Origin of the sequence: Klebsiella sp. H-Nf2, from assembly GCF_002806645.1 — a bacterium.
GTDB classification, from domain to species: domain Bacteria; phylum Pseudomonadota; class Gammaproteobacteria; order Enterobacterales; family Enterobacteriaceae; genus Klebsiella; species Klebsiella variicola.
Map to the genome: position 1 here is coordinate 149,153 of NZ_PIBL01000003.1, position 23,666 is coordinate 172,818.

The following is a 23,666-nucleotide window of genomic DNA, read 5'->3' on the forward strand; positions in this document are numbered from 1 at the left end:
TGTATGAAGAATAATGAAATTGTCATCTTCTCAGTTTCCAGCACCATTACCCAACGGATAATGAATGTTCTTATTGAGCGTAAACTGGAAATCCCCGTCTATGAATTTCGTTATTCTGACGTTCTCAATAAAGCTAATGAAATGATCCAGTCCGGCACCAGAATCATTATTAGCCGGGGCGGCACCGCGGCCCTGCTTCGCAATAACATCCCTATTCCGGTTATCGAAATTGCCCATGATTTTCATGGCGTATACCGCATCCTGCAGGAAGCCAAGAATAAATCACAGAAAATTGCTGCCATTGGTTTCCCTCAGTTTTGCCGGGCGCTGCGGCATTACCAAAGCATGACCAACGACGAGTTTAAAATCTGCCAGGTCTACAATCACCATGATATTGAAAATGTTATAAAAAATCTGTCAGAAAATGGTTATCATATGGTCATTGGTGGTTTGACTGTCGCCGAAATGGCCAAGAAATACAATCTCAACGTCATTGAAGGCGACGCCGACAACAATTCCATTGAACAAGCTATTAATGAAGCTCATGGCTTACTAAAGTATATTAATCGGGAAAATTTAAAGTTAGTCATGAGCCATGCGGCATTGAATCAATCACGCGAAGGCATTATGTGTGTTGATCAACTGGGTGAAATCATTAATATCAATGCTATCGGCATGACCTTATTTCAATGTCAGGTGGGTGACAAAATCTTTAAAAAAGAAGCTTTTAAAGATATCTATGCCAGCATGATTAATGAGTCCAACATCAAAGAGCAAACTATCGAAATTAATGGCACACTTGTTTGTATCTCAGTCCGTCATTTTTCCAATCGCCAAAACACCTATGCCATTATCACTGGCTTAAGCCAGGAAAGTACGCTCTGGCAGCAGACTAACAGTAAAAAAAGTAAATTACGCGGCTATGCCACCAGCTATTCTTTTGACAATATTATTGCTCAATCGCCGATCATGCATCAGGTGATACAAAAAGCCAGGCTGTGCGCTCAGCATGATCTTCCGGTCCATCTCTTAGGGGATACCGGCACGGGGAAAGAACTGTTTGCTCAGAGTATTCATCACGTCAGCGCCCGCAGCCATGGTCCTTTTATCGCCCTCAACTGCGCGGCTATTCCGGAGAGCCTGCTGGAAAGTGAACTTTTCGGTTATGCCGAAGGCGCATTTACCAACGCGCGGAAGGGAGGCAAACCAGGGGTCTTTGAAATGGCCACTAACGGAACGGTATTTATTGATGAAATCAGCGAAGCCCCGCTGTCGGTTCAGGTCAAACTGCTGCGCGTATTGCAGGAGAAGCAGTTTTCCCGTCTTGGTGGCGACGCCCTGCTTTCAGCCGATTTCCGCCTGATCACCGCCAGCAATAAAGATCTGGGTCAGCTCGTCGCCAGCGGGGAGTTCCGCCAGGATCTCTATTACCGAATCAATATCCTTGAACTGCAGCTCCCGCCATTACGCGAAAGACCCGAAGATATTATGGTGCTGATTCACCATCTTCTGCAGCAACAGAACAAGCACCTCACCTTTACCCCGGATGCCGTGAACTGCTTACAGAACTATGACTGGCCAGGCAATATCCGTGAGCTGCAGGCGGTCATTTATCGCCTCATCGTCTTGCTGGAGGGTGATACGGTGGATAAAGCGGTATTGCAGCAGATCAGTCACCTCTCACCGCCCTGTCACCAGGGCGTGTCTCTTGTTACTGACCTCGCGGTGGTCGCGGATGAGAGCGATCTGCTAAAAAAACAGGAGAAAAAGCTGATCGCGAGCGTGATTGAAAAAACGGATGGCGACAGAACCAAAGCCTCGGCCATCCTCGGCATCAGTCCTACCACCCTGTGGCGTAAACTGAAGCAACATAACATCAGCGGATAAACCGACGCCTGTCCGCCGGAATAAAACCGCCGTTACCCTTCCACCAGCGCCTGCGCGCAGGCCCAGGCGCTTGACCAAGCCCACTGGAAGTTATAGCCGCCGAGCCAGCCGGTGACGTCCATCACTTCGCCGATAAAGTAGAGACCCGACGCCTTACGCGCCTCCATGGTACGTGACGAGAGTTCGTTAGTGTCGACGCCGCCGAGCGTCACTTCCGCCGTCCGATAGCCTTCGGTGCCGTTCGGCTGCACGCGCCAGGCGGTTAACGTCTCCACCAGCGACTGCTGATCGCGAACGTTCAGTTGCTTCAGTGTCACATCAGGTATCTGCCCAAGCTGTTGTAAACATTCGACCAGCCGCTTCGGCAGCTGCATCGCCAGGGTATTTTTCAGGCTTTGGTTAGGATGCGCGCTGCGCTGCTCGTTCAGGAATTCGTCAAGATGACAGTCCGGCAGCAGATTGACGGTGACGAACTCGCCGGGCTGCCAGTAGCTGGAAATCTGCAGCACCGCCGGCCCGGAAAGGCCGCGATGGGTAAACAGCAGATTTTCGCGGAACAGGGTGCCATCCTGGGCGGTAATGGTAGAAGGTACTGAGACGCCGGAGAGCACCTGCAGCTGCTCGAGCAGCGGCTTATGCAGGGTAAACGGCACCAGCCCGGCGCGGGTCGGCAGCACCTTCAGGCCAAACTGCTCGGCCACCTTGTAGCCAAACGGCGAGGCGCCGAGCCCCGGCATCGACAGGCCGCCGGAGGCGATCACTAGTTTCTTCGCCGCCAGCGTTTCGCCGTTCACCTGTAGCCGGTAACCTTGTTCGTCCCGCTCCACGCTGAGGATTTCGCTGCGCAGGCGGATCTGCACGCCGCCCTTTTCGCATTCCGCAAGCAGTAGATTGACGATCTGCTCCGCCGAATCATCGCAAAACAGCTGGCCGAGGGTCTTCTCATGCCAGGCGATGCCATATTTGCCGACCAGCTCGATAAAATCCCACTGGGTATAGCGCGCCAGCGCAGATTTGCAAAAATGCGGGTTTTGGCTCAAATAGGCCGCCGGCTCAACATACATGTTGGTAAAGTTGCAGCGGCCGCCGCCGGACATCAGGATTTTGCGCCCCGGCTTTTTGCCATTATCGAGCAGCAGGACGCGGCAGCCCAACTGCCCTGCCTGCGCTGCACAAAACATTCCCGCCGCACCGGCGCCGATCACAATGGCATCAAACCTTTCCACTCAACTTTCCTCATTCCCCAATTGTCGGGAATTGTAAATATTTCACTCTGGTCGCACCAGCACGATAAAAACAGCATTCAGTTACGTCTTTGAAAGATATAGGATTACTCTCAACAGGGTAGAAACCAGACAGGAAGAAAATCAAAAAAAGTCTATATTTCACTTTGCCCGCGCCGCTAAAGTCACTGATAATGCGCCGCGTTCATGTCCTCAAAATGGCGTAACGTCCTATGCTACATTTATTTGCCGGTCTGGATTTACATACCGGACTATTATTATTGCTTGCTTTAGCTTTTGTACTGTTTTACGAAGCGATTAACGGTTTCCATGATACCGCAAACGCGGTGGCTACGGTTATCTACACTCGCGCAATGCGGTCGCAGCTTGCTGTGGCGATGGCGGCGCTCTTCAACTTTTTCGGCGTTCTGCTGGGCGGTCTCAGCGTAGCCTATGCCATTGTGCATATGCTGCCGACCGATCTGCTGCTTAACATGGGTTCCGCGCATGGCCTCGCCATGGTGTTTTCAATGCTGCTGGCGGCGATCATCTGGAACCTCGGCACCTGGTATTTCGGCCTCCCGGCCTCCAGTTCTCACACCCTGATTGGCGCCATCATCGGTATTGGTTTAACCAATGCGCTGATGACCGGTACTTCAGTGGTTGATGCGCTGAATATCCCGAAAGTGATTGGTATTTTTGCTTCGCTTATCATCTCGCCGATCGTCGGTCTGGTGATTGCGGGCGGCCTGATTTTCATTCTCCGTCGCTACTGGAGCGGTACCAAGAAACGCGCGCGTATTCACCTGACCCCCGCAGAGCGTGAAAAGAAAGACGGTAAGAAAAAACCGCCGTTCTGGACCCGTATCGCCCTGATTCTGTCCGCTATCGGCGTGTCGTTCTCCCATGGCGCCAACGATGGGCAGAAAGGCATTGGTCTGGTGATGCTGGTGCTGATTGGCGTCGCCCCGGCGGGCTTCGTGGTGAATATGAACGCCTCCGGTTACGAAATCACCCGTACCCGCGATGCGGTCAACAACGTGGAAACCTTCTTCCAGCAGCGCCCTGACCTGCTGAAGAAAGCCACCGGCGTTGACCAGTTGGTTCCATCTCCGGATACCAATACCGCGGCCAACGGTGAGTTTCATTGCCATCCAGCAAATACCATCAACGCGCTTGACCGCGTGAAGACTATGCTGACCGGCGTTGAAACCTACGATTCACTGTCACCGGATCAGCGCGGTCAGCTGCGTCGCATTATGCTCTGCATCTCCGACACCACCGATAAAGTGGCGAAGCTGCCGGACGTCAGCAATGACGACCAGCGTCTGCTGAAGAAACTGAAAACCGATATGCTGAGCACCATCGAGTACGCGCCAATCTGGATTATTATGGCGGTCGCGCTGGCGTTAGGTATCGGCACCATGATCGGCTGGCGCCGCGTGGCGACCACCATCGGCGAGAAGATTGGTAAGAAGGGCATGACCTACGCTCAGGGGATGTCGGCACAGATGACCGCAGCGGTTTCTATCGGTCTGGCGAGCTACACCGGAATGCCGGTTTCCACCACCCACGTGCTCTCCTCCTCGGTGGCGGGGACAATGCTGGTGGATGGCGGTGGTCTGCAGAAAAAGACCGTGACCAGCATCCTGATGGCCTGGGTGTTGACCCTTCCGGCAGCCATTATCCTTTCAGGTGTCCTTTACTGGCTCTCCCTGAAACTGATTTAAACGGCATTCGATCAAAACGGGTCAGCTTGCTGGCCCGTTTTTTTTATCCCGAAGATGTCGTTAGTGCCAGATTATCAGCGCAATCATACTCACCAGCACCAGACCACACAGCGCGCTGGTCAGGATAAACTGCCGGCGAACACGTTCACAGCGACGAATAAATTCATCATCGTGATGGTCACGGTAACGCTGGGCATAGATATACCAGACCAGCCGCATTTGTTTACTGGGCTGCCCATGCGAGGTAAAAAAACCACCGCCATCAACATACTGATAGAGCAAGGGATCGCAACCACGTAGCACCACCAATAATGCACGCAACGATGAGAAGTAGCGTGCCATATTCACCACACAAACGACACACAGGGCCCAAAACAGCGCAATAGTGCTGATCATACCTCCTCCCCGGCGACCCGCCCACGGAGAAATCCTCCGCGGCTACCGCTCCCCAAATAACCCACGACGATACCGTAAAGAGTGCGATTCCGATCACATTTATTTTTCCGACCGGCTCATTAAATAGTGTAGGAGATCCATTAATTTTTTTACCACAAGGTTATTCGTTATCAATACGTAAGACGGATAAATTTGTTTAACTTTTAGGTGAACCCAGTGCATTGACGGAGTGCGGGGGGCGCTATAAGGTAGGAAATATCTTCTACAATGAAGTCCTTAAAGGCTACCCTCCCGCGAATGTAGCACGCAGGACGCGGGCGAAACGGCAGCGCCAGCTGCCAGGTCCAATGGTCATCGACAAACTTATGGAAGGAGTAACACTATGGCTTACAAACATATTCTTATTGCAGTAGACCTGTCCCCGGAGAGTAAAGTACTGGTTGAAAAAGCCGTTTCTATGGCCCGCCCGTATAACGCAAAAGTGTCCCTGATCCACGTGGATGTGAATTACTCCGACCTCTACACCGGGCTGATTGACGTTAACCTCGGCGACATGCAAAAACGCATCTCCGAAGAGACCCATCACGCGCTGACCGAGCTCTCGACCAACGCGGGCTACCCGATCACCGAGACCCTGAGCGGCAGCGGCGACCTGGGTCAGGTGCTGGTCGATGCGATCAAAAAATATGATATGGATCTGGTGGTCTGCGGCCACCATCAGGACTTCTGGAGCAAGCTGATGTCCTCTGCCCGCCAGTTGATCAACACCGTCCATGTCGACATGCTGATCGTTCCGCTGCGCGACGAAGAAGACGAATAACCTTCGCTTTTTCCACACCCAAGACGCCCGCCGATGCGGGCGTTTTTTATTTCAGTCCCCCGCCGCCCACAATAGAACTTCAATCCATAAAAAAGCCATTCAATTAGTGTGATCAACCAGTTATTCGCCAAAACATCTATATAATAATCTATCCATTAAGCCAATAACCGCAGCATGGCGAGTTATCAGACATTTTCAGCGCGTTCTGGCATACGCGTTCATACTTTTTGGGAAAGTAAAACAAGGCGAAGGAATATGAATACAACTGCACCTACGGGCTTGCTGCAGCAACCTCGTCCGTTCTTCATGATCTTCTTTGTGGAGCTCTGGGAACGTTTTGGCTATTACGGCGTTCAGGGGATCCTGGCGGTCTTCTTTGTCAAACAGCTGGGCTTCTCTCAGGAACAGGCCTTTATCACCTTCGGCGCCTTCGCGGCGCTGGTTTACGGGCTGATCTCCATCGGCGGCTACGTGGGCGACCATCTGCTGGGGACCAAACGCACGCTGGTGCTCGGCGCGATTGTGCTGGCGATCGGCTACTTTATGACTGGGATGTCGCTGCTGAAACCGCAGCTGATCTTTATCGCCCTCGGCACCATCGCCGTCGGTAACGGCTTGTTTAAAGCCAACCCGGCGAGCCTGTTGTCAAAATGCTATCCACCGAAGGACGCCCGTCTCGACGGGGCATTCACCCTGTTTTATATGTCGATAAACATCGGTTCACTGCTGTCGCTCTCACTGGCGCCAGTGATCGCGGAAAAGTTTGGCTATGCCGTGACCTATAACCTGTGCGGCGCGGGACTGATTATCGCGCTGCTGGTCTACGTCGCCTGCCGCAGGATGGTGAAAGATATCGGCTCTGAGCCGGATCACCGTCCCCTCAGCCTGCGCAATCTGGCGCTGGTGCTGGCCGGTACCGTAGTGATGATTTTTCTCTGCGCCTGGCTGATGCATAACGTGATGGTCGCCAACCTGGTGCTGATTGTCCTGTCGATCGTGGTCATAGTGTTCTTTTTCCGCGAAGCGTTTCGCCTCGATAAAACCGGACGCAACAAAATGTTCGTCGCCTTTATCCTGATGATCGAGGCGGTACTGTTCTACATTCTGTATGCCCAGATGCCGACCTCGCTGAACTTCTTCGCCATCAACAACGTCCATCATGAGATCCTGGGCTTTACCATCAACCCCGTCAGCTTCCAGGCGCTCAATCCCTTCTGGGTGGTGGTTGCCAGTCCGGTGCTGGCGGCGATCTACACCCATCTCGGTCACAAAGGGAAAGACCTGACCATGCCGGTGAAGTTTACCCTCGGGATGTTGCTCTGCGCGCTGGGCTTCCTGACCGCCGCGGCCGCCGGGATGTGGTTCGCCGACGCCCAGGGATTAACCTCGCCGTGGTTTATTGTGCTGGTCTATCTGTTCCAGAGCCTGGGCGAACTGCTGATCAGCGCCCTGGGGCTGGCGATGGTTGCCGCGCTGGTGCCGCAGCATCTGATGGGCTTTATTCTGGGGATGTGGTTCCTGACCCAGGCCGCCGCGTTCCTGCTGGGCGGCTATGTGGCGACCTTTACCGCGGTGCCGGAAAACATCACCGACCCGCTGCAGACGCTGCCGGTCTATACCGATGTGTTCAGTAAAATTGGCCTCGTGACGCTGGGCGTCACGGTGGTGATGGCGTTGATGGTGCCGTGGCTGAACCGGATGATTAATACCCCGGCTGGCGCCGAGTAACCGCTTAGGATGGCCGGTCCGCACTGGCGCCGTTTGTTCAGATATTGCGGTTCCCGGCTTGCGCTACGCTGAGCCGGGCTACGATTCGGTAGCCCGGATAAGGCGCATTGCGCCGCTATCCGGGAGATACCACCACGGCGTAATATTACTCCGGCGTACCGGTGTAAATATCAAACCGATGCCCTTTGGTCACTACCGCGTTCGGCGTGGCGACCTCCGCCAGCGGCGGCGCATAATCCGGGCGCTTTACCACCACCCGTTTGGTCGCCAGCTGGCGCGCCGGGGCCAGCAGGCCATCGGCGTCTAAATCGGGCCCCACCAGCGACTGAAAGACGCGCATCTCTTTTTTTACCAGCGCGCTTTTCTGCTTATGCGGGAACATTGGATCGAGATACACCACCTGCGGACGCGGGGTAATATCGGTCAGTGCATTGAGGCTGGAGGCGTGGATCAGCTGCAAGCGCTCCTGCAGCCAGCCGCCAATTTCCGCATCGGCATAGCCGCGCGTCAGGCCATCGTCGAGCAGCGCGGCGACCACCGGATTACGCTCAAGCATCCGCACGCGACAGCCGACCGACGCCAGCACGAAGGCATCGCGTCCCAGTCCGGCGGTGGCGTCGACGACATCCGGCAGGTAATCGCCTTTAATGCCCACCGCTTTGGCGACCGCTTCACCGCGGCCGCCGCCAAACTTGCGCCGGTGGGCCATCGCCCCGCCGACAAAGTCGACGAAGATGCCGCCAAGTTTGGGCTCATCGCGCTTACGCAGCTCCAGATGCTCCGTCGTCAGCACCAGCGCCATCAGGTTATCGTCATCCTGCTCCAGCCCCCAGCGGGCGGCTAAAACAGATAAGGCGCCGTCTCCGGCGCCTGTTTCATCAATTAAGCAGATCTTCACCGCAGACTTAACCCTTGATCCCGTAGTGCTCCAGCATCGCGTCCAGCTGCGGCTCACGCCCGCGGAAGCGTTTGAACAGCACCATCGGCTCTTCGGAACCGCCACGGCTCAGGATATTGTCGAGGAACGACTGACCGGTTTCGCGGTTGAAAATCCCCTCTTCTTCGAAGCGTGAGAAGGCGTCCGCCGCCAGCACGTCGGCCCACAGGTAGCTGTAGTAGCCCGCCGCGTAACCGCCCGCGAAGATGTGGCTGAAGGCGTGCGGGAAGCGGCCCCAGGTTGGGCCCGGCACCACAGCGACCTGCTTTTTAATCTCGGCCAGGGTCTCAAGGATTTTCGCCCCCTGCTCCGGCTTGTACTCCGCGTGCAGGCGGAAATCGAACAGGCCGAACTCCAGCTGGCGCAGAATAAACATCGCCGCCTGGTAGTTTTTCGCCGCCAGCATTTTCTCCAGCAGCTCCTGCGGCAGCGGTTCACCGGTTTCATAATGGCCGGAGATGAACGCCAGCGCTTCCGGCTCCCAGCACCAGTTTTCCATAAACTGGCTCGGCAGCTCGACTGCATCCCATGGCACCCCGCTGATGCCGGAAACGCCGGCGGTATCAATGCGGGTCAGCATGTGGTGCAGACCATGGCCAAACTCGTGGAACAGGGTGATCACTTCATCGTGGGTGAACAGCGCCGGTTTGCCGTTGACCGGGCGGTTGAAGTTACAGGTCAGGTAAGCGACCGGTTTCTGCAGGGAACCATCCAGTTTACGCATCTGGCCGACGCAATCGTCCATCCACGCCCCGCCGCGTTTATGTTCACGGGCATACAGGTCAAGATAGAAGCTGCCGCGCAGCTCGTTATTTTCGTCATACAGCTCGAAGAAACGCACTTCCGGATGCCACACATCGACATCGGTACGCTCTTTGGCGGTAATGCCGTAAATACGCTTAACCACTTCGAACAGGCCGTTAACGGCTTTGTTTTCCGGGAAATAGGGGCGCAGCTGCTCATCGCTGATGCTGTAAAGGTGCTGCTTCTGTTTTTCGCTGTAGTAGGCGATGTCCCACGGCTGCAGTTCATCAATGCCAAACTCGGCTTTGGCGAAGGCGCGCAGCTGGGCCAGCTCTTTTTCGCCCTGCGGACGGGCGCGTTTGGCCAGGTCGGTGAGGAAGTCGAGCACCTGCTGGGGATCCTCCGCCATTTTGGTGGCGAGGGATTTAAACGCATAGCTGTCAAAGCCCAGCAGTTGCGCCAGCTCGTGGCGCAGGGCGAGGATCTCCGCCATCACCGGGCTGTTATCCCATTTACCGGCGTTCGGGCCCTGATCGGAGGCACGCGTGGAGTAAGCACGGTACATCTCTTCGCGCAGCGCCTGGTTGTCGCAGTAGGTCATCACCGGCAGGTAGCTCGGGATATCCAGGGTCAGCAGATACCCTTCCTGCTCTTTCGCCTGGGCCTGAGCCTGAGCGGCGGCCAGCGCGCTTTCCGGCATACCGGCCAGATCGGCGACGTCGGTCACCAGCTTGTTCCAGCCCATGGTGGCGTCGAGGACGTTGTTACTGTACTGGTTGCCCAGCTCAGAGAGGCGCGCGGCGATTTCACCGTAGCGTTTCTGCGCCTCAGGCGGCAGGCCAATACCGGATAATTCAAAATCGCGCAGCGCATTGTCGACCGCTTTTTTCTGCGCGGTATTCAGCGTGGCGTAGTTATCGCCATCGCGCAGGTCGCGGTAGGCTTTATACAGGCCTTCATGCTGGCCGACCCAGGTGCTGTACTCGGAGAGCAGCGGCAGGGTCTGTTCGTAAGCTTCACGCAGTTCCGGGCTGTTTTTTACCGAATTCAGATGGCTGACTGGCGAGAAGATGCGTCCCAGCACATCGTCCACTTCCGCCAGCGGCTGGCAAAGATTTTCCCAGCTATACGGCGCGCCGTGCGCCACCGCGCTTTCCACCGCGGCCCGGCAATCATCCAGCGCTTTGGTGACCGCAGGGACCACGTGCTCCGGTTTAATCGCAGAAAAAGGCGGCAGGGAAAAAGGCGTCAGTAATGGATTGGTCATATGCGCTGTCCTGTTGAAAAGGGTGAATGAAGCGCGCGTCCGGCGCTTATGCATGAGATCTAGAATGGGGGATAGTTGGGGGAATTTCAATGACGGGCGGTGCGTCATCCTGGGTATTGCTGCGATAAGTCCGCCCGTTGCAGGAAAAGGCCGACACGCGGTGCAGCGTGCCGGAAACCGCATTAATGCCTTTTTTGCGCCATCTCCCAGGCCGCCGACAGATTCAGACGCTGCCAGAACTGCTGTTCGGGGGTAGCGCCAGAAAGGGGGTAACCCGCCGGCAGCGCGGTGTTGACCATCAACGCCCGACGCTGGGCCGCTGACAGCTGCGGCAGGGCATCTTCCAGCAGCACTTCCGCCCCCTCAGGCACCTGCAGACGCGGCTGCGGCCCCTTCTGCTGCGGCAGGTCGTAGGTCATGGTGAAACGAGAGAAATCACGCATCGCCGGATCGCGCCAGGGATCGTCTTTCACGCTGCTCTTTGCGCACTCGGCAAGCGACGTGCCGCAGGCTTTCGCCAGCGCGGCGCGCAGCTGATCGCGGGCTTCGTTAAATAATACCCGGTAGTGCGGATCGTTAAGATAATGGGCCACGTTGCGCTCGGCCACCATCCGCGAGCCGATCACGTCCAGCGGATAGTGGACGCCCAGCACGATGCGCGAGTAGCCATAGCGGGCGCCGCGGGTTACCAGCGCGTCGTAGCGCTCCGGGATCATCGCCGCCAGCAGCAGCGCATCGGTATAGCCGGTGTTGGTGTGGCCGCTGGGGAACGAGCCGCCGTCGGCGGTGTAGGGCTGATTATCCTTCACCACCACATCGTCAGGCACCAGGTGAATGGTGTTGCCCTGAACCAGAAACGGCCGCGGATTGTTGAAGTGCTTTTTCGCCTCGCCGGTGCTGACTTCCGAGGCTTTGATCAATGCTGCCGCTTTCCCCAGCCCGCCCTGGTCATAGGCGGTCAGAAACGCTTTGCCAAGCCGCGGCCCCAGCGCATCGCTGAGGAAGTAGAGGTAGCTAATCCCTTCCGCATCGGCCAGTGCCTGACGGCGTGTCGTCTGCACGGCATCGCGATTGATGGCGGTCACCGTCGCCAGATTCTGCTTCACGACGGTCTCCGGCAGGGTGCTGAACGCCGACAACAGCGCAATACCCGCCTGCTGGTTGGCCCGGGTCTGGAAGTCATAGCCGCTGGCCTTCAGCCAGGCGGTATCGGCCTGGGTTTTATTTTGTTTCGTGTGCGCTAACCGATCGCGGGTCAGCGTGGCGGCATCCCCCTGCAGAGCGTGACGTAGCTGCGTCAGCGCCTGTTGCTCAAGATCGTCATACGCCTGGCTGGAGGCAGCCGGCGTCACGCTATTGGCGAGGGCCGCCGCCCTGTCCAGCGGGATGTCTTTGGCCAGAACCGGTTGCGCCAGCAGCAGCGCGACGGCCAGCAGTGAGAGTTGCCTTTTCATTATTTTTCCTTTTATTCAAATAATTACCTTGCCTGCACCCGACGCTAGCGCGGCCGTTTGACGTTTTTATGACAGCGTTATGTTTTGCAACGCTTTTGGCACAAATGAAACAGCGCGGCGGCGCAGCGGTAATCTCGGCCGATCTGCGGTAAACTATCGGTTAACTTGTTTACTTCCCGGAATCTCTGTATCCATGCTCAGTTATCGCCACAGCTTTCACGCAGGCAACCACGCCGACGTCCTCAAACACACCGTTCAGAGCCTGATCATCGAAGCGCTGAAAGAGAAAGAAAAACCGTTTCTCTACCTGGACACCCACGCTGGCGCGGGCCGCTATCAGCTGAGCGGCGAGCACGCCGAGCGTACCGGCGAGTATCTCGAAGGCATCGCCCGCATCTGGCAACAGGACGACCTGCCGGCAGAGCTGGAGCCGTATATTTCCGTGGTCGAACACTTCAACCGTAACGGCCAGCTGCGCTACTACCCGGGCTCCCCGCTGATCGCCCGCCAGCTGCTGCGCGAGCAGGACAGCCTGCAGATGACCGAGCTGCACCCGAGCGACTTCCCGCTGCTGCGCGCCGAGTTCCAGAAAGACAGCCGCGCGCGCGTTGATAAAGCCGATGGCTACCAGCAGCTGAAAGCCAAGCTGCCGCCGGTATCACGCCGTGGTCTGATTCTGATCGACCCGCCGTATGAAATTAAAACCGACTATCAGGCGGTGGTGACCGGGATCCACGAAGGCTACAAACGCTTCGCCACCGGCACCTACGCCCTGTGGTATCCGGTGGTGCTGCGCGCACAGATCAAGCGCATGATCAAAGAGTTAGAAGCCACCGGCATTCGCAAAATTCTGCAGATTGAGCTGGCGGTGCGTCCGGACAGCGACCAGCGCGGTATGACCGCCTCCGGGATGATCGTCATCAACCCGCCGTGGAAGCTGGAGCAGCAGATGAACAATGTGCTGCCGTGGCTGCACAGCAAGCTGGTTCCGGCCGGCACCGGCCACGCCACGGTCAGCTGGATCGTACCGGAGTAATCGCAACCATCGGTGGAACCTTTTAAGCCTCGCGCTACAATCGCGGCAATCAACGATTAAGGACATATGGGCATGAGCAAACATTATGATTACCTCGCCATCGGCGGCGGTAGCGGCGGTATCGCCTCGATTAACCGCGCGGCCATGTACGGCCAGAAGTGCGCGCTGATTGAAGCCAAAGCGCTGGGCGGCACCTGCGTCAACGTCGGCTGCGTGCCGAAAAAAGTGATGTGGCATGCGGCGCAGATCCGCGAAGCGATTCATCTTTACGGCCCGGACTACGGTTTCGATACCACCATCAACCATTTCGACTGGGACAAGCTGGTCGCCAGCCGTAGCGCCTACATCGACCGCATCCATACCTCCTACGACAACGTACTGGGTAAGAACAACGTCGACGTCATCAAAGGCTTCGCGCGCTTTGTCGATGCCCACACCGTGGAAGTGAACGGCGAGACGATCACCGCTGACCATATCCTGATCGCCACCGGCGGCCGTCCAAGCCACCCGAATATTCCGGGCGTCGAATACGGTATTGATTCCGACGGTTTCTTTGAACTGCCGGCGCTGCCGAAGCGCGTGGCGGTAGTGGGTGCTGGCTATATCGCCGTTGAGCTGGCGGGGGTGATTAACGGCCTCGGCGCCGAAACCCACCTGTTCGTGCGTAAACACGCGCCGCTGCGCAGCTTCGATCCGCTGATCGTGGAGACGCTGGTGGAAGTGATGAACGCCGAAGGCCCGCAACTGCATACCAACGCCATCCCGAAAGCGGTGGTGAAGCATGCCGACGGCAGCCTGACGCTGGAGCTGGAAGATGGCCGCAGCCAGACCGTAGATTGCCTGATTTGGGCGATTGGCCGCGAACCGGCGACCGATAACTTCAATCTGGCGGCTACCGGCGTGAAAACCAACGATAAAGGCTACATCATCGTTGATAAATTCCAGAACACCAACGTGCCGGGCATCTACGCGGTGGGCGATAATACCGGCGCCGTCGAGCTGACCCCGGTAGCGGTTGCCGCAGGCCGTCGCCTCTCCGAGCGCCTGTTTAACAACAAGCCGGAAGAGCACCTGGACTACAGCAACATCCCGACCGTGGTCTTCAGCCACCCGCCTATCGGCACCGTCGGCTTAACCGAGCCGCAGGCGCGCGAGCAGTACGGCGACGACGCCGTGAAGGTCTACAAATCTTCTTTCACCGCGATGTACACCGCCGTCACCTCTCACCGCCAGCCGTGCCGCATGAAGCTGGTGTGCGTCGGCCCGGAAGAGAAGATTGTCGGGATCCACGGCATCGGCTTCGGGATGGATGAGATGCTGCAGGGCTTTGCGGTGGCCCTGAAGATGGGCGCCACCAAAAAAGACTTCGACAACACCGTCGCCATTCACCCGACGGCGGCAGAAGAGTTCGTCACCATGCGCTAAGACGCGATCGCCGGATGATAAAAAGAAGCCCCAGGGGCTTCTTTTTTTATGCTCAGGCCACGCCGTTATTGCCATGGCGCATAAACGCCGGGCGCTGATTGAGCGCCATATACCAGCGCTCCACGGCCGGCATCTCCGGATGGGCAAAAGGGGTCATCTTCCAGCGATGCACCGACAGCCCCAGCACGATATCGGCGAGGGTGAAGCGCTCGCCGGCTATCCACGCCCCGGTACGCTGCAGTTGTGCTTCGACAATGCGCACGCACTGGGTCCAGGTGGCAATACTCTCTTTAATTGCCGCCGGATCCTGAAAGCGCGGATCTTTGCGCACCAGCCCCATAAAGGCATGGCGCCAGGCAGTGTTGAACTCGGTCGCCTGCCAGTCCATCCAGTGCTCCACCTCGGCGGCGGGCTGTGGCTCGGTGGGTAGCAGATCCCAGCGCTCCGCTTTCCGCGCCAGATAGCGGCAGATACTGTTCGACTCCCAGAGCACAAAGTCGCCGTCCAGCAGCACCGGCACCAGGCTGTTAGGATTCAGGCGCTGAAACTCAGGCGTATCCAGAGGCTTAAATCCGCTGCCGTAATCCTCCTGCTGGTACGCCAGCCCGGCTTCCTCGCAGGTCCACAACACTTTTCGTACATTGATTGAAGAGCGTTTGCCCAGAATTGTTAGCATTGTCAGCGATTCCTCAGCCATAAAAGAGAGATCTTTCACTCTACTCTATTGTCAGCCTTGCCAGCCAGCAACAAGGCAGAGTAGTGGATAATGTGTATAGTTGATTCCAGCCTGTTTGCCGAAAAGGAACCCGACATGTTGACCCCTTTTACCGTTTTGATGCCCGCAAATATTCGTTTTGGCCGTGGTCAGGCCCTGAGCGCTGCCCCCTGGCTGGCGCAGCAGGGCGGCCCCATTCTGCTGGTGCATGGCGCCAGCCCGCAGCGGGCGGCGTTTCTGCGCCATCAGCTGGAGGCGCTGCAGCTGGAGGTCACGACGCTAGCGATAAGCCGCGAACCCTGGCTTATCGATATCGAGCAGGGTGTCCAGCTGGCGCGCGAGAAAGGCGTCCGGGCAGTGGTCAGCCTCGGCGGCGGCGCGGTGATTGACGCCGGTAAGGCGATTGCGGCGCTGGTGCCCGCCGCCGGCCCGCTGGTCGACTATCTGGAGGTGGTGGGAACGGGTCGTCAGCTGGAAGCCAGTCCGCTGCCGTTCGTGGCGATCCCGACCACCGCCGGGACGGGCGCGGAAGTCACCAAAAATGCGGTGATCAACGTCCCGGAACAACAGCGAAAAGTGAGCCTGCGCGACGACCGAATGCTGCCTGGCCTGGCGATTGTCGACCCGGCGCTGACCGACAACGCGCCGCGGAGCATCACCCTGAGCTCCGGCCTCGATGCCCTGACCCAGGTGATCGAGCCCTGGCTCTGCAGCCGGGCCACTCCCTTCACCGATGCCCTCTGCCAGCAGGCGATCCCGCGGGGCATCCGCGCGCTGAAAATCCTGATGGAACAAGAGTGTCCGGCCAGCCGCGACGAGATGGCCTGGGTCAGCCTGTGCGGTGGACTGGCGCTGGCGAACGCCGGGCTGGGGGTGATCCACGGCCTCGCCGGCCCGCTGGGCGGCCTGAGCCGCGCCTCGCACGGTGCTTTATGCGGCAGCCTGCTGCCGTTTGGCCTGGCGCTCAATGAGTCGCAGATAAGCGACCCTGCCCTGCGCCAGCGCTTCAACGACGTTCGCCGCTGGCTGGCCGACGGGCTGGACGTCCCTGTGGAACAGGTCTGGGACAGTCTGCGGGAATGGAGCCATCGCGCCGGCCTTGGCACCCTGCGCGACCTCGGCGTGGCGCGCGATGCGCTGGAACCGGCGGCGCTGGCGGCCAGCACTTCCTCGTCGATGAAGGCCAACCCGGTCAGCCTGAGCGGCGAACAACTGCTGGAGATGCTGGAGGCGGCGTGGGAGTGAGCGCGCCGGGATAAAATTTTGTTGCATAATGAATGCTCCGAATTTCATCTGTGCCCGAATAGATAAATTTTACTTATTTATCAATTTATTACTTTAAGATAACGGCTTTTCTTCTCGGCGGGAAAGCGTGATCTAACGCACAGTTTACTTCACACTCACCGAAGCGACTGTCTACGCTTAATAGACAAGGCCGGGTATGCCCGGCCCCGAACTCACGCTATCCGGAGGTCCGTATCGCTATGTTCAGCCAGAAATTACGCCACGTTGAAGACGACGAGTTAAGGATCGACATCGATCCCTGCTACGAAGCCGATCCGTACGAATTAAAGCTGGATGAAATGATTGACGCTGAACCGGAGCCTGAGGTGATCGAAGGTCTGCCGGCGTCCGATGCCCTTACCCCGGCGGATCGCTATCTTGAGCTGTTTACCAACGTGCAGAAATCACGCATCTTTGCCGACAGCAAAACCTTCCCCGACTGCGCGCCGAAACACGATCCGCTGGACATCCTGCGGCACTACCGGAAGGCCAAGCGTCAACCCGACTTCGACCTGCGCCAGTTCGTTGAAGACAACTTCTGGCTGCCGGAGAACCAGACCGACGTCTACACCTCGGACCCCAGCCTGACGCTGAAAGAGCACATCGATAAGCTGTGGCCGGTGCTGACCCGCGAGCCTCAGGATCATATCCCCTGGTCTTCACTGCTGGCGCTGCCGCAGGCCTATATTGTGCCCGGCGGTCGGTTTAGCGAAACCTATTACTGGGACTCTTATTTCACCATGCTGGGGCTGGCGGAGAGCGGCCGGGAAGATCTGCTGAAATGCATGGCCGATAACTTTGCCTGGCTGATTGAAACCTACGGCCACATTCCGAACGGCAACCGCACCTACTACCTCAGCCGTTCGCAGCCGCCGGTGTTTGCCCTGATGGTCGAACTCTTTGAAGAGGACGGCGTGCGCGGCGCGAAGCGCTATCTGGACCATCTGAAGATGGAGCACGCCTTCTGGATGGACGGCGCCGAGTCGTTGATCCCGCACCAGGCGTATCGCCACGTGGTGCGCATGCCGGATGGCTCCCTGCTCAATCGTTACTGGGACGACCGGGACACGCCGCGGGATGAGTCCTGGCGCGAGGACGTGGAGACCGCCCGACACTCCGGGCGGCCCGCCAATGAAGTGTACCGCGACCTGCGGGCGGGCGCCGCGTCCGGCTGGGACTACTCCAGCCGCTGGCTGCGGGATATCACGCGGCTGGCCAGTATCCGCACGACGCAGTTTATCCCCATCGACCTGAACGCCTTCCTGTTCAAGCTGGAGACGACCATCGCCAACCTCTCCGGCCTGAAGGGCGATCGCGAGACGGAGGCGGCCTTCCGCCAGAAGGCTCAGGATCGGCGGGCGGCGGTCAACCGCTATCTGTGGGACGATGAGAACGGCTGTTTCCGCGATTATGACTGGCGCCGCGAACAGCTGGCGCTGTTTTCCGCCGCCAGCATCGTCACCCTTTACGTCGGCCTGGCGACTCACGAGCAGGCAGAACGCCTTGCCGATGCGGTGCGGGCCCGCCTGCTCACCCCCGGGGGGATCATGGCCACCGAATATGAAAGCGGTGAGCAGTGGGATAAACCTAACGGCTGGGCGCCGCTGCAGTGGATGGCGATCCAGGGATTTAAACGTTACGGCCAGGATCCGCTGGGGGATGAGATTGCCTGGAGCTGGCTGCAGACGGTCAATCACTTTTACAAGCAGCATCACAAGCTGATTGAGAAATACCATATTGCCACCGGTGTCCCCCATGAGGGTGGCGGTGGTGAGTATCCCCTGCAGGATGGCTTTGGCTGGACCAACGGCGTGGTGCGCCGACTGATTGGCCTGTACGGTGAGCCAACCTAGTCGGGCTGTTCCCGGCGGCTTTCTCCTGCTATGTTCAGAGGATTCGCCCTGCCCGGAATGACGCTTATGCCTGAACTCCTGACGCCGCGCCTGCGCTGCTCACCGCTGCAGCTTGACGACTGGTCGTTTTTTCTTTCCCTGCAGCAGGATCCACAGGTCATGCTTTACGTCGCCGATCCCCGGCCGCAGGCGGCCATCCGCGAGGCGTTCGACTCGCGGCTGCCGCCGTGGGCGCCGGGGGATGAGCACTGGCTGTGTCTGGTGGTGCGCGACAGGCTCACCCATGCCCCGCTCGGCCTGACCGGTTACCAACATCATCACCGCGACATTGCCGAGGTTGGCTTTCTCTTCGCTCCGTCGGCGCAGGGTCGGGGCTACGGCTACGAATCGCTGCGCGCGCTGTGCGACTACGCCTTTACCACCGGCGGCGTCCGCCGCCTGACCGCCAGCGTCACCGCCGGCAACGAGGCGTCTAAGCAGTTACTGCTCAAAGCCAGGTTCAGGCTGGAAGGGGAGCTGCGGGAGAACTACTGGCTGAACGGGCGCTGGCACAACGACTGGCTGTTCGGTCGGCTACGTGGGGAGGGCGATGCGCCGTAGCGCACCGCCGGTCACAGGCTGGGGGCAGTCAGGATCAGAGGAACATCCCGCCCGAGACTTCCACGCGCTGCGCGTTCATCCACGCCAGCTCATCGCTGAGCAGGGCGGCGATGGCATCGCCTATATCATCCGGTAGCCCAACCCGCCCCAGCGCGGTCTGGGCGGCAATATGCTGATTCACCTCGGCGTTATCGCGCACCACGCCGCCGCCAAAGTCGGTCTCGATGGCCCCCGGCGCGATGATATTCACCGAAATACCGCGCCCACCCAGCTCTTTCGCCTGATAGCGGGTCAGGACCTCCATCGCTCCCTTCATCGCAGCGTAGGCCGCATAACCCGGCAGGGCAAAGCGCGCCAGGCCGCTGGAAACATTGAGGATCCGCCCCCCGTCCTGCAGGAGAGGCAGCAGCCGCTGGGTCAGGAAAAACGGTCCTTTGAACTGGATGTTCATCAGCTCGTCAAACTGCGCTTCGCTGGTCTCGGCGAAGGGCACGTTGAGGCCAATCCCGGCGTTGTTCAGTAAATAATCAAAGGTGGTGCGCCCCCACTTCTGCGCCAGCACCTGCACCACCTCGCTGGCGAAAGCGTCAAAACTTGAGGTATCCCCGACGTTCAGCGCTAATGCTGCCGCTTTGACCCCTTTTTGCTCTATTTCTGCTACCACATCGAGGGCCGCCTGGCGGTTGCTGTGGTAAGTCAGAAGAATATCGGTTCCCTTCGCCGCCAGCTTCAACGCGGCGTTTTTACCCAGACCGCGGCTGCCGCCGGTCACTAAAGCGATACGTTGTGTCATCAGAAGACCCCTTTCAGGTTGCGTTGTGATTGTGTTCTAGCTTATTAACTGCCAGTGAAACAATAAATATGCTACATTACGTTTTACTGTTTCATCCATAACAACAATAGGCGATCGGCATGGATAAAATTCATGCAATGCAGTTATTCATTCGCGTAGCGGATCTGGAGAGTTTTTCCCGCGCCGCCGAGACCCTGGCGCTGCCGAAAGGCAGCGTCTCGCGGCAGATTCAGGCCCTGGAAAGCCATCTTGGCGTGCGGCTCCTGCACCGCACTACTCGTCGGGTTCAGCTCACCCAGGATGGGATGGTTTACTATGAACGGGCAAAGGATCTGCTGAGCAACCTCGATGAACTGGACGGTATGTTCCAGCACGATCCGGCGAGCATCAGCGGCCGGCTGCGGGTGGATATGCCGGTCGGTTTTGCTAAAAAACTGGTGATCCCTCATCTGCCGACTTTTTTACAGCAGTATCCGGGCATCGAACTGGAGCTGAGCAGCAGCGATCGGCTGGTGGACGTGATCCGCGAGGGGTTTGACTGCGTGGTCCGCGTCGGCGCGCTCAAAGACTCGGGGCTTATCGCCCGCCCACTGGGCAAACTGACGCAAATTAACTGCGCCAGCCCGGACTACCTTGCGCGATTTGGCTATCCGCAATCCCTGGAGGATCTGGCGGATCATGCCCTGATCCACTACGCCAGCACCCTCGGGGTCCGGCCTTCCGGCTTTGAGGTCATGCTGGATGGCGCCGTCCGCTGGGTAAAAACCGGCGGCATATTGACGGTCAACAGTACGGAAACCTATCAGGCAGCCTGTATCGCCGGGCTGGGGATCATTCAGGTTCCGCGCACCGGCGTGCGCGAGGCGTTACGCGCTGGCGACCTGATTGAGATCCTGCCCCAGTACCGCGCCGAGCCGCTGCCGGTCTCGCTTATCTACCCCCATCGGCGCAATCTCTCCCGCCGCGTGCACTTGTTTATGGAGTGGCTGGGCGGGTTGATGAAAGATTATGTCGATTGATCCCCGCGGATGGTGAACGGGTGGCGGGCAGATGGGTTCCTGCAAGATACGGCATTTAAGGTATACTTTTTGCTGAATCTCGCTGTAAAAAAGGAAGAAATCACGTATGACGCCGGAAAACGACGATCGACGCCCACCACAGGAACCGGACACACAGCCGGAGAAAAACAAAAGTACGCTCGAGGCCCTCAATGACACGGCCGTCGGGCAAAAGGCCAGCCAGGCGCTGAAGACCGTCACCGGAACGGCGGCCAAGGTACAACGCAACCCGGTGATTGCCCATCTGTTACGCGCCGCAGAACGTTTCAATGACCGACTGGGCAATCAGTTCGGCGCGGCCATCACCTACTTCTCGTTCCTGTCGATGATCCCGATCCTGATGGTCTCCTTTGCCGCCGCCGGCTTCGTGCTGGCCTGGCACCCGACCCTGCTGCAGGACATTTTCGATAAAATTCTGCAAAACGTCAGCGACCCGACGCTGGCGGCGACCTTGAAAAACACCATCAACACCGCGGTGCAACAGCGTACCGCCGTCGGTCTGGTCGGCCTGCTGGTCGCGCTCTATTCCGGTATTAACTGGATGGGCAATCTGCGGGAAGCGATCCGCGCCCAGTCGCGCGACGTCTGGGAACGCCGGCCGCAGGACGAGGAGAAAATCTGGATAAAATACTTCCGCGATCTTATCTCGCTAATCGGTCTGCTGGTGGCGCTGATCATTACGCTGTCGATCACCTCTGTCGCCGGTTCCGCCCAGCAGTTGATTATCTCCGCGCTGTATCTCGACAACATTGAATGGCTGAAACCCGCCTGGCGGCTGATCGGCCTCGCCATCTCGATTTTTGCCAACTATCTGCTCTTTTTCTGGATCTTCTGGCGTCTGCCGCGCCATCGTCCGCGGCGCAAAGCCCTGTTTCGCGGCACGCTTATCGCAGCGATTGGCTTTGAAATCATCAAAATCGTCATGACCTGGACGCTGCCGGCGCTGGTGAAATCCCCCTCCGGGGCGGCATTCGGTTCGGTGCTGGGGCTGATGGCCTTTTTCTATTTCTTTGCCCGCCTGACGCTATTCTGCGCCGCGTGGATCGCCACCGCGGAGTATAAAGACGACCGGCGGATGCCGGGCAAAACCCACCGTTAACGCATTGCGAGGATGAATTGAAGAGGCAAAATTCATCCTCGCGCTTTATTTCAGTAGATAAATCCACCCATTAACTTTTATTTAACTCAAAACTGGTTTTATCCTCTATCTTTTTAATTGTGTGAAGCATTTCATAGAACTATTTTCACTGGTGTAAAAATTATCCGCTTTTTGCCTGTTTTTTGCCCATTCCCGGCGTTTGTTACAGATTGAAATGTCCCTGTGGCTGTGGCTATATGGCTTTTCGTTCGCGCAAAAATAAGAAAGATCTATGCAAGCCACAGCCACCACACTCGAAAACTCGCAGGAAACCGCCCCGGTCAACTCACGCAACAAAGTCGTTGTCGCCTCGCTCATTGGCACCGCCATTGAGTTTTTCGACTTCTACATCTATGCCACTGCCGCGGTCATCGTCTTCCCGCATATCTTTTTCCCGCAGGGTGATCCCGCCGCGGCCACCCTGCAGTCGCTGGCCACCTTCGCCATCGCCTTCGTCGCCCGGCCGATCGGCTCCGCGCTGTTTGGCCACTTCGGCGATCGCGTCGGCCGCAAGGTTACCCTCGTGGCTTCACTGTTAACCATGGGGATCTCCACCGTGGTGATCGGCCTGTTGCCCGGCTATGAAAGCATTGGTATTGTCGCGCCGATGCTGCTGGCGCTGGCGCGTTTCGGTCAAGGCCTTGGCCTCGGAGGGGAATGGGGCGGCGCAGCGCTGCTGGCTACGGAAAACGCCCCGCCGCGCAAGCGGGCCCTGTACGGCTCCTTCCCGCAGTTGGGCGCGCCGATCGGCTTCTTCTTCGCCAACGGCACCTTCCTGCTGCTCTCCTGGCTGCTGACCGACCAGCAGTTTATGGAGTGGGGCTGGCGCGTGCCGTTTATCTTCTCCGCCGTGCTGGTGATCATCGGTCTGTACGTTCGCGTCTCGCTGCACGAAACGCCGGTCTTCGCCAAAGTGGCGGCGGCGAAAAAACAGGTCAAAATCCCGCTGGGTACCCTGTTGACCAAACACGTCCGCGTGACGGTGCTGGGCACCTTCATCATGCTGGCAACCTATACCCTGTTCTACATCATGACCGTCTACTCGATGACCTTCAGCACCGGCGCCGCGCCGAATGGCCTGGGCCTGCCGCGTAACGAAGTGCTGTGGATGTTGATGATGGCGGTGATTGGCTTTGGCGTGATGGTACCTGTCGCCGGCCTGCTGGCGGACGCCTTTGGCCGTCGTAAGAGCATGATTGTCATCACCACGATGATTATTTTGTTCGCCCTGTTCGCTTTTAAACCGCTGCTGGGCTCCGGTAACCCGCTGCTGGTGTTCGCCTTCCTGCTGCTGGGTTTAAGCCTGATGGGACTGACTTTTGGCCCGATGGGCGCGCTGCTCCCGGAGCTGTTCCCGACGGAAGTGCGCTACACCGGCGCGTCATTCTCCTATAACGTGTCGTCGATCCTCGGCGCCTCGGTCGCACCGTACATTGCCGCCTGGCTGCAGGGCAACTACGGCCTGGCGGCGGTCGGCACCTATCTGGCAGCGATGGCGGCGCTGACACTGATCGCCCTGCTGCTGACCCACGAGACCCGCCACCAGTCGTTGTGATCCTTCGCCCTGACGCCGCTGGC

The 23,666-nt window shown here is 58.1% G+C and carries 19 protein-coding genes; 12 read left to right on the forward strand and 7 right to left on the reverse strand.

The window, feature by feature from the left end; all coding sequences use genetic code 11:
• Nucleotides 1–3 precede the first annotated feature (3 nt).
• Nucleotides 4–1,887 (forward strand): sigma 54-interacting transcriptional regulator, encoded by a 1,884-nt coding sequence (locus CWM58_RS11125; protein WP_100680927.1) that lies wholly within the window; start codon nt 4–6, stop codon nt 1,885–1,887.
• A gap of 32 nt (nt 1,888–1,919) precedes the next feature.
• Here the strand turns inward: CWM58_RS11125 and CWM58_RS11130 are convergent, their stop codons facing one another.
• Nucleotides 1,920–3,113, reverse strand: a complete 1,194-nt coding sequence (locus CWM58_RS11130) for an NAD(P)/FAD-dependent oxidoreductase (protein WP_100680928.1) — start codon at nt 3,111–3,113, stop codon at nt 1,920–1,922.
• Nucleotides 3,114–3,343: 230 nt separating this feature from the next.
• Between CWM58_RS11130 and pitA the strand changes: the two genes are divergently transcribed.
• On the forward strand, nt 3,344–4,840 hold the full coding sequence (gene pitA / locus CWM58_RS11135) for an inorganic phosphate transporter PitA (RefSeq protein ID WP_061153045.1): 1,497 nt from the start codon (nt 3,344–3,346) through the stop codon (nt 4,838–4,840).
• Between the two features lie 60 nt (nt 4,841–4,900).
• On the opposite strand, the gene uspB is transcribed toward pitA, so the two are convergent.
• A complete protein-coding gene (uspB, locus tag CWM58_RS11140) occupies nt 4,901–5,236 on the reverse strand; it encodes a universal stress protein UspB (RefSeq protein WP_061153044.1) in 336 nt (111 codons plus the stop codon).
• Between the two features lie 382 nt (nt 5,237–5,618).
• On the opposite strand from uspB, the gene uspA reads away from it, so the two are divergent.
• Nucleotides 5,619–6,056, forward strand: a complete 438-nt coding sequence (uspA, locus tag CWM58_RS11145; RefSeq protein WP_004145166.1) for a universal stress protein UspA — start codon at nt 5,619–5,621, stop codon at nt 6,054–6,056.
• Nucleotides 6,057–6,311: 255 nt separating this feature from the next.
• The gene (gene dtpB / locus CWM58_RS11150; protein WP_100680929.1) at nt 6,312–7,784 is read left to right on the forward strand and encodes a dipeptide/tripeptide permease DtpB; all 1,473 of its coding nucleotides are present in this window, start codon (nt 6,312–6,314) and stop codon (nt 7,782–7,784) included.
• Between the two features lie 145 nt (nt 7,785–7,929).
• Here the strand turns inward: dtpB and rsmJ are convergent, their stop codons facing one another.
• From rsmJ to CWM58_RS11165, 3 genes are all read right to left on the reverse strand, one after another.
• On the reverse strand, nt 7,930–8,682 hold the full coding sequence (gene rsmJ, locus CWM58_RS11155) for a 16S rRNA (guanine(1516)-N(2))-methyltransferase RsmJ (RefSeq protein WP_100680930.1): 753 nt from the start codon (nt 8,680–8,682) through the stop codon (nt 7,930–7,932).
• Nucleotides 8,683–8,689: 7 nt separating this feature from the next.
• Nucleotides 8,690–10,732, reverse strand: coding sequence for an oligopeptidase A (prlC, locus tag CWM58_RS11160; RefSeq protein ID WP_044612950.1), 2,043 nt, complete (start codon nt 10,730–10,732; stop codon nt 8,690–8,692).
• Between the two features lie 182 nt (nt 10,733–10,914).
• On the reverse strand, nt 10,915–12,186 hold the full coding sequence (locus tag CWM58_RS11165; RefSeq protein ID WP_100680931.1) for an acid phosphatase: 1,272 nt from the start codon (nt 12,184–12,186) through the stop codon (nt 10,915–10,917).
• A 193-nt stretch (nt 12,187–12,379) separates the two neighbouring features.
• Here CWM58_RS11165 and CWM58_RS11170 point away from each other — a divergent pair, with 193 nt between their 5' ends.
• Nucleotides 12,380–13,222: a 23S rRNA (adenine(2030)-N(6))-methyltransferase RlmJ gene (locus CWM58_RS11170; RefSeq protein WP_008806933.1), complete on the forward strand. Its 843-nt coding sequence runs from the start codon at nt 12,380–12,382 to the stop codon at nt 13,220–13,222.
• 72 nt (nt 13,223–13,294) lie between these two features.
• Complete coding sequence (gene gorA, locus CWM58_RS11175) at nt 13,295–14,647, forward strand: glutathione-disulfide reductase (RefSeq protein ID WP_100680932.1); 1,353 nt, start codon at nt 13,295–13,297, stop codon at nt 14,645–14,647.
• Between the two features lie 52 nt (nt 14,648–14,699).
• Here gorA and CWM58_RS11180 read toward each other — a convergent pair whose 3' ends face one another.
• Nucleotides 14,700–15,323, reverse strand: coding sequence for a glutathione S-transferase family protein (locus CWM58_RS11180; protein ID WP_074387008.1), 624 nt, complete (start codon nt 15,321–15,323; stop codon nt 14,700–14,702).
• A gap of 135 nt (nt 15,324–15,458) precedes the next feature.
• On the opposite strand from CWM58_RS11180, the gene CWM58_RS11185 reads away from it, so the two are divergent.
• The 3 genes from CWM58_RS11185 to CWM58_RS11195 all read left to right on the forward strand — a co-directional run bounded on the left by CWM58_RS11185 (nt 15,459) and on the right by CWM58_RS11195 (nt 19,099).
• Entirely contained in the window at nt 15,459–16,607 is a 1,149-nt protein-coding gene (locus CWM58_RS11185; protein WP_100680933.1) for an iron-containing alcohol dehydrogenase, read from the forward strand.
• A gap of 239 nt (nt 16,608–16,846) precedes the next feature.
• Nucleotides 16,847–18,499: an alpha,alpha-trehalase gene (locus CWM58_RS11190; protein WP_100680934.1), complete on the forward strand. Its 1,653-nt coding sequence runs from the start codon at nt 16,847–16,849 to the stop codon at nt 18,497–18,499.
• A 66-nt stretch (nt 18,500–18,565) separates the two neighbouring features.
• Entirely contained in the window at nt 18,566–19,099 is a 534-nt protein-coding gene (locus tag CWM58_RS11195) for a GNAT family N-acetyltransferase (protein ID WP_100680935.1), read from the forward strand.
• 34 nt (nt 19,100–19,133) lie between these two features.
• On the opposite strand, the gene CWM58_RS11200 is transcribed toward CWM58_RS11195, so the two are convergent.
• On the reverse strand, nt 19,134–19,892 hold the full coding sequence (locus CWM58_RS11200; protein WP_100680936.1) for an SDR family NAD(P)-dependent oxidoreductase: 759 nt from the start codon (nt 19,890–19,892) through the stop codon (nt 19,134–19,136).
• A 119-nt stretch (nt 19,893–20,011) separates the two neighbouring features.
• Between CWM58_RS11200 and CWM58_RS11205 the strand changes: the two genes are divergently transcribed.
• From CWM58_RS11205 to CWM58_RS11215, 3 genes are all read left to right on the forward strand, one after another.
• Entirely contained in the window at nt 20,012–20,911 is a 900-nt protein-coding gene (locus tag CWM58_RS11205) for a LysR family transcriptional regulator (protein WP_061153033.1), read from the forward strand.
• Nucleotides 20,912–21,017: 106 nt separating this feature from the next.
• Nucleotides 21,018–22,049: an inner membrane protein YhjD gene (yhjD, locus tag CWM58_RS11210; protein WP_100680937.1), complete on the forward strand. Its 1,032-nt coding sequence runs from the start codon at nt 21,018–21,020 to the stop codon at nt 22,047–22,049.
• 271 nt (nt 22,050–22,320) lie between these two features.
• Complete coding sequence (locus tag CWM58_RS11215; protein WP_100631007.1) at nt 22,321–23,643, forward strand: MFS transporter; 1,323 nt, start codon at nt 22,321–22,323, stop codon at nt 23,641–23,643.
• Nucleotides 23,644–23,666 lie beyond the last annotated feature (23 nt).